General features: G+C 54.6%; 15 protein-coding genes and 1 tRNA gene. 8 read left to right on the top strand and 8 right to left on the bottom strand.

The annotated features are described in order from the left end of the window. Positions 1-118: 118 nt before the first annotated feature. On the bottom strand, positions 119-1,096 hold the full coding sequence (gene epmA / locus IBT54_RS08420; protein WP_013359868.1) for an elongation factor P--(R)-beta-lysine ligase: 978 nt from the start codon (positions 1,094-1,096) through the stop codon (positions 119-121). A 135-nt stretch (positions 1,097-1,231) separates the two neighbouring features. Between epmA and IBT54_RS08425 the strand changes: the two genes are divergently transcribed. After that, on the top strand, positions 1,232-1,756 hold the full coding sequence (locus IBT54_RS08425; RefSeq protein WP_013359867.1) for a lipocalin family protein: 525 nt from the start codon (positions 1,232-1,234) through the stop codon (positions 1,754-1,756). A 55-nt stretch (positions 1,757-1,811) separates the two neighbouring features. Here IBT54_RS08425 and IBT54_RS08430 read toward each other — a convergent pair whose 3' ends face one another. The 3 genes from IBT54_RS08430 to efp form a co-directional block, all read right to left on the bottom strand. Beyond that, a complete protein-coding gene (locus IBT54_RS08430) occupies positions 1,812-1,946 on the bottom strand; it encodes an entericidin A/B family lipoprotein (protein ID WP_003848302.1) in 135 nt (44 codons plus the stop codon). Between the two features lie 102 nt (positions 1,947-2,048). Continuing rightward, a complete protein-coding gene (locus IBT54_RS08435; protein ID WP_003848306.1) occupies positions 2,049-2,180 on the bottom strand; it encodes an entericidin A/B family lipoprotein in 132 nt (43 codons plus the stop codon). Between the two features lie 50 nt (positions 2,181-2,230). Next, a complete protein-coding gene (efp, locus tag IBT54_RS08440; protein WP_010251979.1) occupies positions 2,231-2,797 on the bottom strand; it encodes an elongation factor P in 567 nt (188 codons plus the stop codon). Positions 2,798-2,840: 43 nt separating this feature from the next. Here efp and epmB point away from each other — a divergent pair, with 43 nt between their 5' ends. Further along, positions 2,841-3,869 carry an EF-P beta-lysylation protein EpmB gene (epmB, locus tag IBT54_RS08445; protein WP_095706329.1) on the top strand — a complete coding sequence of 343 codons (1,029 nt, stop codon included), beginning with the start codon at positions 2,841-2,843 and terminating at the stop codon, positions 3,867-3,869. A gap of 52 nt (positions 3,870-3,921) precedes the next feature. On the opposite strand, the gene IBT54_RS08450 is transcribed toward epmB, so the two are convergent. From IBT54_RS08450 to IBT54_RS08465, 4 genes are all read right to left on the bottom strand, one after another. Beyond that, entirely contained in the window at positions 3,922-4,269 is a 348-nt protein-coding gene (locus IBT54_RS08450; RefSeq protein WP_008925394.1) for a DUF4156 domain-containing protein, read from the bottom strand. 324 nt (positions 4,270-4,593) lie between these two features. Beyond that, positions 4,594-6,243, bottom strand: a complete 1,650-nt coding sequence (groL, locus tag IBT54_RS08455; protein ID WP_003848314.1) for a chaperonin GroEL — start codon at positions 6,241-6,243, stop codon at positions 4,594-4,596. Positions 6,244-6,291: 48 nt separating this feature from the next. Next, the gene (locus IBT54_RS08460) at positions 6,292-6,585 is read right to left on the bottom strand and encodes a co-chaperone GroES (RefSeq protein WP_009092502.1); all 294 of its coding nucleotides are present in this window, start codon (positions 6,583-6,585) and stop codon (positions 6,292-6,294) included. A gap of 228 nt (positions 6,586-6,813) precedes the next feature. Then, the gene (locus IBT54_RS08465; protein ID WP_013359865.1) at positions 6,814-7,275 is read right to left on the bottom strand and encodes an FxsA family protein; all 462 of its coding nucleotides are present in this window, start codon (positions 7,273-7,275) and stop codon (positions 6,814-6,816) included. Positions 7,276-7,602: 327 nt separating this feature from the next. Here IBT54_RS08465 and aspA point away from each other — a divergent pair, with 327 nt between their 5' ends. The 6 genes from aspA (at position 7,603) to IBT54_RS08495 (ending at position 13,332) form a co-directional block, all read left to right on the top strand. Next, positions 7,603-9,039, top strand: a complete 1,437-nt coding sequence (gene aspA, locus IBT54_RS08470; protein ID WP_033731988.1) for an aspartate ammonia-lyase — start codon at positions 7,603-7,605, stop codon at positions 9,037-9,039. 111 nt (positions 9,040-9,150) lie between these two features. Further along, positions 9,151-10,452, top strand: a complete 1,302-nt coding sequence (locus IBT54_RS08475) for an anaerobic C4-dicarboxylate transporter (protein ID WP_013359863.1) — start codon at positions 9,151-9,153, stop codon at positions 10,450-10,452. Positions 10,453-10,516: 64 nt separating this feature from the next. Next, complete coding sequence (gene cutA / locus IBT54_RS08480; protein ID WP_013359862.1) at positions 10,517-10,831, top strand: divalent cation tolerance protein CutA; 315 nt, start codon at positions 10,517-10,519, stop codon at positions 10,829-10,831. Beyond that, positions 10,807-12,507 carry a protein-disulfide reductase DsbD gene (locus tag IBT54_RS08485; RefSeq protein WP_201251996.1) on the top strand — a complete coding sequence of 567 codons (1,701 nt, stop codon included), beginning with the start codon at positions 10,807-10,809 and terminating at the stop codon, positions 12,505-12,507. Before cutA ends, IBT54_RS08485 begins: the two co-directional genes overlap by 25 nt. Before the next feature lie 63 nt (positions 12,508-12,570). Continuing rightward, on the top strand, positions 12,571-13,149 hold the full coding sequence (locus IBT54_RS08490) for a transcriptional regulator (protein ID WP_033731223.1): 579 nt from the start codon (positions 12,571-12,573) through the stop codon (positions 13,147-13,149). 107 nt (positions 13,150-13,256) lie between these two features. Further along, positions 13,257-13,332, top strand: a tRNA-Phe gene (locus IBT54_RS08495). Positions 13,333-14,050: the final 718 nt, after the last annotated feature.

Below are 14,050 nucleotides of genomic sequence, written 5' to 3' on the forward strand. Positions count from 1 at the left end.
GGCAGGGGGGCCCATCTGAAGAGCAAAGCGTCCGAGCCAGGATGGCGAGGCCGACCTGCAGGGATGCAGGTTTCCTTTGCGATCAGATGGGCCATCCCCGCCCTTTTCACCCGGACGTTTAGCAACGATCCACCGGAAACGCGATCACTTCACTCAATGACTCCGCTTTCAACGCCAGCATGATCAGGCGATCGATACCCAGCGCGACCCCGGAACAGGCTGGCATGCCATGCGCCAGCGCATCCAGCAGATAGGTATCAATCGGATGCACAGGCAGGCCGCGCGCCGCACGGCGACGGTTATCCTGCTCAAAGCGCTGACGCTGCTCACGGCTGTCGGTCAGCTCACGGAAACCGTTCGCCAGCTCAATGCCCTTGTAATAGACCTCGAAACGCTCGGCCACACGATGATCTTCCGTACTGATCTCCGCCAGTGCCGCCTGGCTGGCCGGGAAGTGATAAACGAAGCAGGGTTTATCCTGACCAATCTTTGGTTCCACACCCAGCATAAACAGCAGCATCAGCAAGGTATCGCGATCCTCTTCTGCGCGCGCCAGCTCACCTTCACCCAGCTTCTCTGCTGCTTCACGCAACTGCGCTTTGTCCGCTGACAGCGGATCCAGATCCAGATGGCGGATAAATGCCTGCTGATACGAGAGCGACTCGGCGCTGTCACACTCCAGCACCTGCTGCATCAGATCGTCGACTTCGTTCATCAGACGGTACATGTCGTAATGCGGACGATACCACTCCAGCATGGTAAATTCGGGGTTATGGTGCCGTCCCGCCTCTTCATTGCGGAAGCTGCGCGCCATCTGGTAGATCGGGCCACTGCCCGCCGCCAGCAGGCGTTTCATATGATATTCCGGGCTGGTCATCAGCCAGAGATCGCGCCCCTGCGCCGCACCAGGCCCGACAAAGCGCGTCTGGAAGGGCACCAGATGGATATCGGTAATCGTTGCCTGGCTCATCGCCGGCGTATCGACTTCCAGCACGCCGCGATCGGCAAAGAAACGACGCACTTCGGCTAAAATAGCGGCGCGTTTTAACAAATTGGCGATGGATGCGCTTGGTTGCCAGCTTGCCGTTTCGCTCATGGTGATGACTCCTGATACAAATTAGGGGGGGAAGTCTACCTGCAATGCCTGCGGCAAACAATCTCGTGCCCGCGCTGCCAAAAACAGCGTTTCGGCTTCTATACTTAAGCGGTTAAATCACAAAGGAATCCCACTATGTCTCCATGGAAAACAGTTGTTGCCAGCCTGAGTGCTTTTCTCTCAGTTGCCTGTAGCACCACGCCGCCAAAGAACGTCACGGTCATTGATAACTTTGACAGTCAGCGCTATCTCGGTCAGTGGTATGAGATTGCCCGCCTCAACCATCCCTTTGAGCGTGGCCTTGAGCAGGTGACGGCAAACTACAGCCCGCGTGAAGATGGCGGCCTGAAGGTGATTAATCGTGGCTATAACGTCAAAAAGCAGCGCTGGCAGGAGAGCGTCGGTAAAGCCTACTTTACTGGTGAATCTCAGCGTGCGTCGCTGAAAGTCTCTTTCTTTGGCCCCTTCTACGGTGGCTATAACGTTATCGCACTGGATCCCGACTATCGCTATGCGCTGGTGTGCGGCCCGAATCGCCACTATCTCTGGATACTGTCACGGACACCCCAACTGGAGCCGGGCGTAAAAGAGAAACTGGTTGAGCAGGCGCGTCGGGATGGTTTCCCGGTCGAAGAGCTAATCTGGGTAAAACAGAAATAGTGCAGATTATGACAAGCCGGTACGAAAAGCCTTTCGTACCGGTTGGAATAACAGGTTACTTCGTGCTGTTCTGAATCGCCTGGCCACCCGCTTCGACATCTTCACCGACACCGCGCGTAGTATTACACGCCGTCAACAGAGAAGAGAGCACCAGTACAGAGAAGATTGCGGCAATACTTTTCTTTAACATAACAATGTCCTTTTTGATGGATGTAAAGTACAGCGCTTTAAGCATAGCCGGATTTCAGGCAGTTGCTGCGGGCGGGACTCTAAAAAGGACAATCAGTTAAGGTCATTTTGCCGCACGCGAAATGGCACCGCCTAAGTGGGAGACATCTTCGCCAAAACCGTGGAATGTGTTGCAGGCGCTAAGCGCAGAAGAGACCAGCAACGCGAATGCGATTAATTTTGCCAGCTTGATCATTTTTTCTCTCATACAAGAAAAAGGCGCACCAGAAGATGCGCCTGCGAATCTTATTTCACGCGTGACACGTATTCGCCAGAGCGGGTGTCAACTTTGACCACTTCGCCCTCTTGCACGAACAATGGCACTTTCACCACGGCGCCGGTAGACAGCTTGGCTGGCTTGCCGCCAGTACCCGCAGTATCACCTTTCAGACCTGGATCGGTTTCGATAACTTCAGCTTCGATAAAGTTCGGCGGCTGAACGGCGATTGGACGACCATTCCACAGCGTAACGATACATTCAGCGTTATCCTGCAGCCATTTCGCTGCATCGCTTACCGTCTTCTCTTCAACCTGGAACTGCTCAAAGCTTTCCGGGTGCATGAAGTGGTAGAACTCGCCGTCGTTGTACAGGTAGTTCAGGTTGGTATCTACAACGTCTGCACCTTCAGCGGAGTCGGTAGATTTAAAAGTTTTCTCAACGCGAGAACCCGTCAGCAGGCGACGCATTTTAACGCGTGCGAATGCCTGACCTTTACCCGGTTTAACGAACTCACTGGATTCGATGGCATACGGCTCGCCTTCGAACATGATTTTAAGACCGGGACGGAAATCGTTGCTAGAATAAGTCGCCATGAAGGCCCTCTACGAAAATTGACACTGGTACTAAGCCAAAAAAATGGCACACATTGTAACCCTAAAAACACCTTCCAGAGAAGATTGGTTGCAGCAACTTGCGGATGTTGTCACCGAACCTGATGAATTACTGCGGATTTTAGCCCTTGATCAGCACACTGAACTGGCTGAAGGTGCGGATGCGCGGCGTCTTTTCGCCCTGCGTGTCCCGCATGCGTTCATCCGCCGGATGAAAAAAGGCGATGCGCACGACCCGCTGCTGCTTCAGGTACTGACCCGCCGCCAGGAATTCATCGATGCGCCAGGTTATAGCACCGATCCACTCGATGAACAAAGCAACGTTGTACCTGGATTGCTGCATAAATACCGAAACCGGGCGTTATTGCTGGTAAAAGGCGGCTGCGCCGTCAACTGTCGCTACTGCTTCCGTCGTCATTTCCCTTATCAGGACAATCCCGGCAACAAGCGTAGCTGGCAGGCTGCACTGGACTATATCGCCGATCATCCCGAGCTGGATGAGATCATTTTTTCCGGCGGCGATCCGTTGATGGCGAAAGATCATGAGCTCGCCTGGCTGATCGCGGCGCTGGAAAAGATCCCGCACCTGAAGCGTCTGCGCATCCACAGCCGCTTACCGGTAGTGATCCCGGCGCGCATCACCGATCAGCTCTGTCAGATGCTCAGCGAAACCCGCCTGCAGGTGCTGATGGTAACGCACATCAACCATGCGCAGGAGATCGATGATGAATTGCGTGAGGCGATGAGCAGCCTGAAGCGTGCCGGTGTCACCCTGCTGAATCAGAGCGTGCTGTTGCGCGGCATCAACGATAATGCCCGGACGCTGGCCACCCTGAGCAATGCGCTGTTTGATGCCGGTATTCTGCCCTACTATCTGCATGTGCTTGATAAGGTACAGGGTGCCGCGCACTTCTTTGTGTCAGATGAGGAAGCCCGTCAACTGGTGCGTGCGCTGTTGTCACAGGTCTCGGGTTATCTGGTGCCAAAGCTGGCGCGTGAAATTGGTGGAGAGCCAAGTAAAACACCACTGGATTTACAGCTGCGTCAGGAATAAAAACGGCCAGCAAAAAGCTGGCCGATTAAATAAAGCAGACGCCCGATTTACATTATGGGCACTTATAAACCTGTCCGGTCATTTTGCTGTCGAGTGGCGCGAACGCGGACAACAGATTCTGCGTCGGGCTGGTTGCACCGTAAATGACGTTGCCGCCCATCTCCGCTGCGCGATTGCGCAGATCATTCGCTGCACCGCGCAGTGCGCTGGTTTCGCCGCCTGCACCGCTCAGCCAGTTGCTCTGTGAGCCGGTGATATTGCCCAGAAGCTGGCAGTTATTGCCAGGCTGCTGATCGGTAAACGTTACACGCTGTCCTGCTGAAGAGAGTTGCGTAGAGCTGCTGCAGCCCGCCAGCAATAACGCGCCAGCCGTCAGTCCGAGCAAGAGGTTAATCCGCATTGTAATCCCCATTTATTATCATCAGAGTCGGGTGGCAGCGTAGCAGAAAAAGATCACTTTTTTCTGAACATTCATTGCCTTAATCCCGTTATATCACCTCAATATTTCATACTGAGTTCAGGCTGGCAGATTGGCGCATCCCGATAAACTTACAGCAGTAAGTCAATCCGGCAGGGCGGCAACAGTCAGCGCGCAGACAGCGGGAGATATCAAGAGGAAAGACGAACGATTGCGCCACTACTTATACTATTTTCCTGCCCAAAAGAAAAACCCCCGACCGTTTCCGATCGGGGGTTCTGTGATGACTTAAGCAGTCAACGGCAATTACATCATGCCGCCCATACCGCCCATGCCACCCATACCGCCAGCGCCGCCGCCTAAATCAGGTGCATCGCCTTTTGGCAGGTCAGTGACCATACATTCGGTGGTGATCATCAGACCCGCAACAGAGGCCGCGTACTGCAGAGCAGAACGGGTCACTTTGGTTGGGTCCAGGATACCGAAGTCGATCATGTTGCCGTACTCTTCAGTCTGCGCGTTGTAACCGTAGTTACCGTCGCCCGCTTTCACGTTGTTAGCAACAACGGATGGCTCTTCACCGGCGTTAGAGACGATCTGACGCAGTGGAGATTCCATTGCGCGCAGCGCAACTTTGATACCGACGTTCTGATCTTCGTTCTGACCACGCAGATCGGCCAGCTGTGCGGCAACGCGAACCAGCGCCACACCACCACCTGCAACCACGCCTTCTTCGACAGCAGCACGGGTTGCGTGCAGCGCATCTTCAACGCGGGCTTTCTTCTCTTTCATTTCAACTTCAGTTGCTGCGCCTACTTTCAGAACGGCTACGCCGCCTGCCAGTTTCGCTACGCGCTCCTGCAGTTTTTCTTTGTCGTAGTCAGAGGTTGCTTCTTCGATCTGCTGACGAATCTGGGTCACACGGCCCTGGATTGTCGCCTCTTCACCCACACCGTCGATGATGGTGGTGGTGTCTTTGTTGATCACAACGCGTTTAGCCTGGCCCAGATCTTCCAGCGCCGCTTTTTCCAGTTCCATACCGATCTCTTCAGAGATCACGGTACCACCGGTCAGGATAGCGATGTCCTGCAGCATAGCTTTACGACGGTCGCCGAAGCCTGGTGCTTTAACCGCAGCCACTTTCACGATGCCGCGCATGGTGTTAACCACCAGCGTTGCCAGCGCTTCGCCTTCAACATCTTCCGCGATGATCAGCAGTGGTTTGCCTGCTTTCGCAACGGCTTCCAGCACTGGCAGCATTTCACGGATGTTAGAAATTTTCTTGTCAGCCAGCAGGATGAACGGAGATTCCAGTTCAATCGCGCCAGTTTCTGGCTTGTTGATGAAGTAAGGAGAGAGGTAGCCACGATCGAACTGCATACCTTCAACCACATCCAGCTCGTCCTGCAGGCCGGTGCCTTCTTCAACGGTGATCACGCCTTCTTTACCGACTTTTTCCATCGCCTGAGCAATCAGCTGGCCTACGGTTTCATCGGAGTTAGCAGAGATAGTACCAACCTGTGCAATCGCTTTAGAATCTGAGCAAGGCACAGACAGCGCTTTCAGTTTCTCAACTGCAGCGATAACGGCCTGGTCGATACCGCGCTTCAGGTCCATCGGGTTCATACCCGCTGCGACCGCTTTCAGGCCTTCGGTGATGATTGACTGTGCCAGTACGGTTGCCGTGGTGGTACCGTCGCCCGCAGCGTCGTTCGCTTTAGAGGCCACTTCTTTCACCATCTGCGCGCCCATGTTCTCGAACTTGTCTTCCAGCTCGATTTCACGTGCCACAGAAACACCATCTTTAGTGATGGTCGGTGCACCAAAAGATTTATCCAGAACCACGTTACGGCCTTTCGGGCCCAGGGTAACTTTTACTGCATCTGCCAGTACGTTCACGCCACGCAGCATTTTTACGCGAGCGTCATTACCGAATTTTACGTCTTTAGCTGCCATTTCAATTGTCCCTTAAATTCGTTTCGTTCAGTGAGTTACGCGAAAAAATTACGCTTCAACAATCGCCAGAATGTCGCTTTCAGAGATGATCAGCACTTCTTCGTTGTCGATCTTTTCGGTTTTAGCACCGTAACCTTCATTGAAGATCACGACATCACCAACCTTCACGTCCAGCGGCTTAACGTCGCCACTCTCAAGGATGCGGCCATTGCCGACAGCCAGAACTTCACCACGGGTGGATTTACCTGCTGCGGAACCGGTCAGCACGATGCCGCCAGCTGATTTAGCTTCAACTTCTTTACGCTTGACGATGACGCGATCGTGCAATGGACGAATTTTCATTTGATAGCTCTCCTTTGAGAAGTCCAATCATTCAGTTTTGGGGTTGAACACCGGGCTGCATGGCTTCCGGCCTCGTGACCAGAGAGATAGGGCCATACCCACCTGCTTTCAAGGGGGCGGACAACAAATTTTTTACGCGAACGTGATAAGTGGCGGCTTTTTGAACAGAAGGCGCGACAAATAAAAAACGCAGCCCGGAGGCTGCGCTTTCAAAGGTAACCGCTGTGATTAACGATCCTTGTGATCGTCATGGTGCTCAAGGCGATCGCTGTTTTTACGTTCGAATTCGCCATCCATGGTGTAACCGCTGTCCGGTCCGGCACCCGGTCCGCGCCAGACGCGCAGATGGGGCATCAGCTTCAGCGTCAGATGCTTCTGCACCGGTGGCAGCAGCAGCAACAGACCGAGCAGGTCAGTAAAGAAGCCCGGCAACAGCAGCAGGAAACCGGCGATGATCAGCGATACGCTTTTGATCATCTCACTGGCAGGACTTTCGTTACGCGCCAGCTTCTCCTGCATCAGCATGAAGTTCTTCATGCCCTGATTTTTGACCAGCGACACCCCGATGCACGAGGTGAAGACCACCAGCAGCATGGTCAGCAGCACGCCCATGACGTGCGCAACCTGAATGAAGAGCGAAATCTCGATCCAGGCCAGAACAAAAAAGACTAATAACGGTATCCAGCGCACCGTACTCTCCTGTAAGTAGGGCTGAACGGCAGCGTGCCGGTCAGCAGAAAGCGTTCATCCTGAGGATGATAAGAAAAGAGATGGGCACCCACGCCGCCATTTTCAACCGATCCTGTCAAATTTATCCTGCGGGGTTAATTTTGTAACCAACTTCACATATCGTTAACCAGACGGCAGCATTAAGTGATCTGCATGCGTGCTTTTCTTATGCATCAGAATATGATCGCACATGCCACGGTGAAGACGGATAATATGTCGGCACGGGCACACCACAACAAAATAAACACATCCTTTGTGATGGTTAGCGGCAACAACAAGAAGGTTATCATGGCGAACAACATTCGTATCGAAGAAGACCTGTTAGGTATGCGCGAAGTTCCGGCGGATGCCTATTATGGCGTTCATACTCTGCGTGCGATTGAAAATTTTTATATCAGCAACAGTAAAATCAGCGACATACCTGAATTTGTCCGCGGTATGGTGATGGTAAAAAAAGCGGCAGCGATGGCCAATAAAGAGCTGCAGACCATCCCGCGTAACATTGCCGATACCATCATTAAGGCCTGCGACGAAGTGCTGAACAACGGTCGCTGTATGGACCAGTTCCCCGTGGATGTCTATCAGGGCGGGGCCGGAACCTCGGTCAATATGAACACCAATGAGGTACTGGCAAACATCGGCCTGGAGCTGATGGGCCACCAGAAAGGGGAATATCAGTACCTTAACCCCAACGATCATGTGAACAAATGCCAGTCCACTAACGACGCCTACCCGACCGGTTTTCGCATTGCCGTTTACAGCTCGCTGCTGAAGCTGCTTGATGGCATCAGCCAGCTGGCCGAAGGCTTCCAGCACAAAGCCGATGAATTCCAGACCATCCTGAAAATGGGCCGCACCCAGCTGCAGGATGCCGTGCCAATGACCCTCGGTCAGGAGTTTCACGCCTTCAGCGTGCTGCTGAATGAAGAGACCAAAAGCATTCTGCGCACTGCTGAACTGCTGCTGGAAGTGAACCTGGGCGCGACCGCCATCGGCACCCGCCTCAATACGCCGGAAGGCTATCAGCATCTGGCGGTTCAGCGTCTGGCGGAAGTCAGCAATCTGCCGGTGGTGCCAGCGGAAGATCTGATTGAAGCAACCTCTGACTGTGGTGCCTATGTGATGGTCCATTCATCACTGAAACGTCTGGCGGTGAAGCTCTCTAAAATCTGTAACGACCTGCGCCTGCTCTCCTCCGGTCCGCGTGCTGGCCTGAACGAAATTAACCTGCCAGAGCTGCAGGCGGGTTCCTCTATCATGCCGGCCAAGGTCAATCCGGTCGTGCCAGAGGTCGTTAACCAGGTCTGCTTCAAAGTGATTGGCAACGACATTACCGTGACGATGGCTTCTGAAGCGGGCCAGTTGCAGCTTAACGTGATGGAGCCGGTAATTGGGCAGGCGCTGTTTGAGTCAATCAGCATCCTGACGAATGCCTGCTACAACCTGCTGGAGAAGTGCGTCAACGGCATTACTGCTAACCGCGCGGTGTGCGAAGCCTACGTCTTCAACTCGATTGGTATCGTCACTTACCTCAACCCGTATATCGGCCACCACAACGGCGATATCGTTGGAAAAATCTGTGCGGAAACCGGTAAAAGCGTGCGTGAGGTGGTGCTGGAGCGCGGCCTGCTGACGGAAAGTGAGCTGGACGATATCTTCTCGGTGCAGAACCTGATGTACCCGGTTTATAAAGCCAAACGTTATACCGATGAAAACGAACAGTAAGGCTTAACCGACGCTGGTTAACCAAAGGCACACCGCGATCAACACGGTGTGCCTTTTTTTTTGTTACACAGCACACCCAGGTTTTACCGGTTTACTTTACAGGAGTGATTCATGTTTGTGGTTGAGCTGCTTATCGTCTTAATGGCGATCTGGTTGGGCGCGCGTCTTGGCGGCATTGGCATCGGGTTCGCCGGCGGCATGGGCGTGCTGGTGCTGACGCTGGGATTTGGCATGGCACCCGGTGCTATCCCGTTCGATGTGATCGAAATCATCATGGCGGTGATCGCCGCGATCGCCGCCATGCAGGTGGCGGGCGGCATGGATTATCTGGTGAGCCTGGCGGAACGCCTGCTGCGCCGTCATCCGCGCCATGTCACTCTACTGGCTCCGCTGGTGACCTATCTGATGACGCTGCTGGCCGGAACCGGGCACACCGCGTTCTCGACGCTGCCGGTGATTGCCGAAGTCGCGAAGGAGCAAGGCGTTCGCCCTTCCCGGCCACTGTCGATTGCGGTGGTGGCTTCGCAGATCGCGATTACCGCGTCACCCATTTCAGCCGCGGTGGTCTTCTTCGCCACCCTGCTTGAACCGCGCGGCGTCAGCTATATCACGCTGCTGGCGATAGCCATCCCCTCAACTATGGTGGGTCTCTTCCTGGCGGCACTGGTGACCAACTTCCTGGGCCGTGAGCTGAAAGATGATGAGGTCTATCAGGCACGTCTCGCCAAAGGCGAAGTCACACTGCGCGGTGCCAGCATCTTCCAGGCAAAACCGGGCGCGAAAAAGTCGGTGCTGCTGTTTCTGACAGGGATTGTGGCCGTGGTGCTCTATGCCACCGCGACCAGCGCCAGCGTCGGCCTGATCGCCAATCCGCCGCTGCCACGTAACGAAGCGATTGTGGTGTTTATGCTGACCATCGCCACGCTGATCAGCCTGACCTGCAAACTCGACACCAGCGAAATCCTTAGTGCCAGCACCTTTAAATCCGGCATGAGCGCCTGTATCTGCGTGATGGGCGTTGCCTGGCTGGGCGATACCTTTGTCAAAGCGCATCTGGCGGAGATCCAGATGCTGGCGGGCGACGCGCTGAAAACCTATCCATGGATGCTGGCGCTGGTGCTGTTTTTCGCCTCCATGCTGCTCTACTCACAGGCCGCTACCACTAAAGCACTGATGCCCGCCGCGCTGCTGCTGGGCGTGACGCCGCTGACGGCCATCGCGTCATTCGCAGCGGTTTCGGCGCTGTTTGTGCTGCCGACCTACCCGACCCTGCTGGCCGCCGTGGAGATGGATGACACCGGCTCAACCCGGATTGGCAAGTTTGTCTTTAACCATGCCTTTATTATTCCCGGCGTGATCGCCATTGCGCTGTCGGTACTCTCCGGCTTCGTCTTTGGCGGCGTGCTGTTATAGCGCCGTCATCGTGTTACGGATGGAGCGTGCTATCATCGGCGCTCTTTTCAACAGGAGTCACAGGATGAACGCTGTCGTGATCCTCTGCACCGTGCCCGATCAGGCCACGGCAGAAAAACTTGCTGCCCTGGCGCTGGAAGCCCGACTGGCGGCCTGCGTCACAATGCTGCCGGGCGCGACCTCCTGGTATCTCTGGCAGGGCAAAATGGAGCAGAGCAGCGAAGTCCAGATGCTGCTGAAGTGCGACAGCGATCATCAGCAGGCGCTGTGTGACCTGCTCAAACAGGCGCATCCCTACGACGTGCCTGAACTGCTGGCGCTACCGGTTCAATATGGAGACAGTGAATACTTGTCATGGCTGCACGCATCTCTCGCTTAATTACGCTTCTGCTGACGCTGTTTCTCTGTCTGCAGGCGCACGCATCACTCTTTTCAAATCCGGCGACCAGCCGCTTTGTGCCGGTCGATCAGGCGTTTACGTTTGACTTTGACCAGCAGGGCACGCAGCTCAACCTGCACTGGAAAGTGAAACCGGGTTACTACCTTTATCGCCAGCAAATCCACATCACGCCGCAGAACGCGACCATTGCGCCGCTGACGCTGCCCGCCGGTCAGCCGCATGAAGATGAATTCTTCGGCAAAAGTGAGATTTATCCGCAGGACCTGACGCTGCCGGTGACGCTGAAACAGGCAGGCCCTGATGCCACGCTCAGCGTTACGTATCAGGGCTGTGCTGCCGCCGGATTCTGTTATCCGCCGGAGACACGCAGCGTGCCGGTAAGTGAGATTGCAGCCAGCAGCGCGCCAGCGCCGGTCAGTGCTCAGCCCGCGCCTGCCAGTCCGCTGCCCTTTTCTCCGCTCTGGGCGTTATTGATCGGCATCGGCGTGGCGTTTACCCCCTGCGTACTGCCGATGTATCCACTGATCTCCGGCATCATTCTTGGCGGCAAGCGCCACTATTCGCTGGGCCGACTATTTGCGCTGGCAATGGTCTATGTCCAGGGAATGGCGCTGACCTATACGTTATTGGGGATGGTGGTCGCGGCCGCGGGGCTGCGCTTCCAGGCTGCGTTGCAGCACCCCTACGTGCTGTTCACGCTCTCCCTGCTGTTCATCGTGCTGGCGCTGTCGATGTTCGGCCTGTTTACGCTGCAACTGCCCGCCAGCCTGCAAACCCGTCTGACCCTGTGGAGCAATCGCCAGCAGGGAGGATCGCTGCCCGGCGTCTTCCTGATGGGTGCGCTGGCAGGTTTGATCTGTTCGCCCTGCACCACGGCCCCGCTCAGTGCCATTCTGCTTTACATCGCGCAGAGCGGAAATCTGTGGGCCGGTGCCGGAACGCTGTGGCTCTATGCGGTCGGCATGGGCTTACCATTGATTGCCGTGACCCTGTTTGGTAATCGGCTGCTGCCGAAAAGCGGCCCGTGGATGCAAACCGTTAAAGAAGGCTTTGGCTTTGTCATCCTGGCGTTGCCGGTCTTCCTGCTGGAGCGGGTGCTGGGTGACGCGTGGGGCGTGCGGCTCTGGAGCCTGCTCGGCGTGGCCTTCTTCGGCTGGGCGTTCACCGTCAGCCTGCACGCCAGCAGCGGTAAGTGGCGCGTGATGCAGATTATCATGCTGGCCGCTGCGCTGATCAGCGCGCGTCCGTTGCAGGACTGGGCCTTTGGCGGTCAGGCCGCGCAGCATGCTGTAGCACCGCTGCCGTTCCAGACGCTTCAGACACCGCAGCAGCTCAATAGCGCGCTGCAGCAGGCCCGCGGCCGCATCACCATGGTCGATCTCTACGCCGACTGGTGCGTCGCCTGCAAAGAGTTTGAAAAATATACCTTTAGTGATAGCGCCGTGCGCGATAGCCTGAGTCAGGTACAGCTGCTTCAGGCCAACGTCACCGCCAACAGCGCCAGCGACAACGTGCTGTTGCAGCATCTTCAGGTGCTGGGCTTACCGACGATTTTGTTCTTCGATGCGCAGGGCCATGAAGTCCCCGGTTCGCGCATCACCGGGTTTCTCAATGCCGCCGACTTCAGAGCGCATTTGCAGAAACTTACCCCGTAAACAACACTGGAGTCAGGTCATTGCCCGGTGAATGACCGGGCCTGCATACCAGAGGAGAGTCACTTGCAGCGTGAACAGATACTCGAGCATGCATTGAATGTGCTTGAACAAAACGGCCTCGCCGCCACCCTCTCATTGGAAACCCTGGCGGGACAGACTGAATTAACCCTTGAGCAGCTTCAGCTGTTCTGGCCCGATCGTGACGCTCTGCTCTATGATGCGCTGCGCTATCACGGCCAGCAGATCGAAACCTGGCGCCGCCAGATCCTGCTGGATGAATCGCTGTCACCGGATCAGAAGCTGATGGCGCGCTATGAAGTACTGAGTGAGCAGGTCAGCAAAGGCCGTTTTCCGGGCTGCCTGTTTATCGCCGCCTGCAGCTTCTATCCACAGCCCGATCAGCCCATTCATCAGCTGGCCGAGCAGCAGAAACGCGGCTCCTGGCAGTTCACCCATGAGATTCTGGTAGAGCAGGCGCTGGATAATCCCAGTATGGTCGCCGATCAGATGGAGCTGATCCTTGAAGGCTGCCTGAGCAAGCTGCTGGTGAAGCGTAATGTGCAGGATGTCGCCACCGCTCAGCGGCTGGCAGAGGATGTGTACAGCATCGCACTGTGCCGTAAAAATGGTGCGCTGGCCTGAGGTTTTGCCCGCTTTGACTGAAAATCAGGCAATCAGTCACGTTTCCAGGGGTTTTTTAGTGAAAGCCGTTGACGACCCGCGGCCTTTACGGTTTAATGCGCCCCGTTGCCCGAATAGCTCAGTCGGTAGAGCAGGGGATTGAAAATCCCCGTGTCCCTGGTTCGATTCCGGGTTCGGGCACCAAAATTTAAAGAAACCCGCCTCTGGCGGGTTTTTTGCTTTTGGGACGCCAGTCCCCGTACCTCTGCCGTGTTTCCCACTATCCCTGGTTTATGTGCACTATTCTGCTGTTGTCCGCCAGCCCCGAGAGTCAGGCATGACGACTGAACTGACCCTCAATTATCCTCTGTACGCTTTAATGAACCTATTCACTATATTAATGGCCATCCCGGTAAAGACCCGGCGATCATGCTTGCTGTCACAAACAGGGATCCAGCTAGTCTCTACTTGCCCGGGCTATCCCCTTTTATCCAACAGTCCAGAATGGCATTTAAAAAAAATCATTATAAACGATCTTTCATGATCTTCATCAAGGCATTTTCTGTGGGTAGAAGAGATAACATCTTTCTCATTTATTACGATAGAAATACGAATCAAAATAAATATCAAATGATGATGAAATTATTATTCACTCTCAGGGAAAGGCTAAACTCATAAATCTCACCATTTCATTAAAAATAAATAACCTATTAACATAAGTTTTCAATATAGAATAGTTATTCATCAACACCCTGCCCATACAATAAAAAACCACAGGTGCTTTCTTCTTAAATAAATTATAATGCCCCCATCTTATTATTAAGAGGAGGGAATCACCCCACATACATCAAAACAGCAAAAACAAACAATAAAGAAAAAAATAAATTATATTAAAATCCAACACCTGTTTTTTTCGCATATT

The organism is Pantoea sp. S62, assembly GCF_016658625.1.
Lineage (GTDB): Bacteria > Pseudomonadota > Gammaproteobacteria > Enterobacterales > Enterobacteriaceae > Pantoea > Pantoea vagans.

Bases quoted from the DNA above. Each gene is read 5' to 3' on its own strand.
- IBT54_RS08450 (WP_008925394.1), bottom strand. From the start codon at position 4,269: ATGCGGATTAACCTCTTGCTCGGACTGACGGCTGGCGCGTTATTGCTG.
- epmB (WP_095706329.1), top strand. From the start codon at position 2,841: ATGGCACACATTGTAACCCTAAAAACACCTTCCAGAGAAGATTGGTTG.
- IBT54_RS08475 (WP_013359863.1), top strand. From the start codon at position 9,151: ATGTTTGTGGTTGAGCTGCTTATCGTCTTAATGGCGATCTGGTTGGGC.
- IBT54_RS08430 (WP_003848302.1), bottom strand. From the start codon at position 1,946: ATGTTAAAGAAAAGTATTGCCGCAATCTTCTCTGTACTGGTGCTCTCT.
- IBT54_RS08435 (WP_003848306.1), bottom strand. From the start codon at position 2,180: ATGATCAAGCTGGCAAAATTAATCGCATTCGCGTTGCTGGTCTCTTCT.
- aspA (WP_033731988.1), top strand. From the start codon at position 7,603: ATGGCGAACAACATTCGTATCGAAGAAGACCTGTTAGGTATGCGCGAA.
- IBT54_RS08460 (WP_009092502.1), bottom strand. From the start codon at position 6,585: ATGAAAATTCGTCCATTGCACGATCGCGTCATCGTCAAGCGTAAAGAA.
- efp (WP_010251979.1), bottom strand. From the start codon at position 2,797: ATGGCGACTTATTCTAGCAACGATTTCCGTCCCGGTCTTAAAATCATG.
- IBT54_RS08485 (WP_201251996.1), top strand. From the start codon at position 10,807: ATGGCTGCACGCATCTCTCGCTTAATTACGCTTCTGCTGACGCTGTTT.
- cutA (WP_013359862.1), top strand. From the start codon at position 10,517: ATGAACGCTGTCGTGATCCTCTGCACCGTGCCCGATCAGGCCACGGCA.
- groL (WP_003848314.1), bottom strand. From the start codon at position 6,243: ATGGCAGCTAAAGACGTAAAATTCGGTAATGACGCTCGCGTAAAAATG.
- IBT54_RS08425 (WP_013359867.1), top strand. From the start codon at position 1,232: ATGTCTCCATGGAAAACAGTTGTTGCCAGCCTGAGTGCTTTTCTCTCA.
- epmA (WP_013359868.1), bottom strand. From the start codon at position 1,096: ATGAGCGAAACGGCAAGCTGGCAACCAAGCGCATCCATCGCCAATTTG.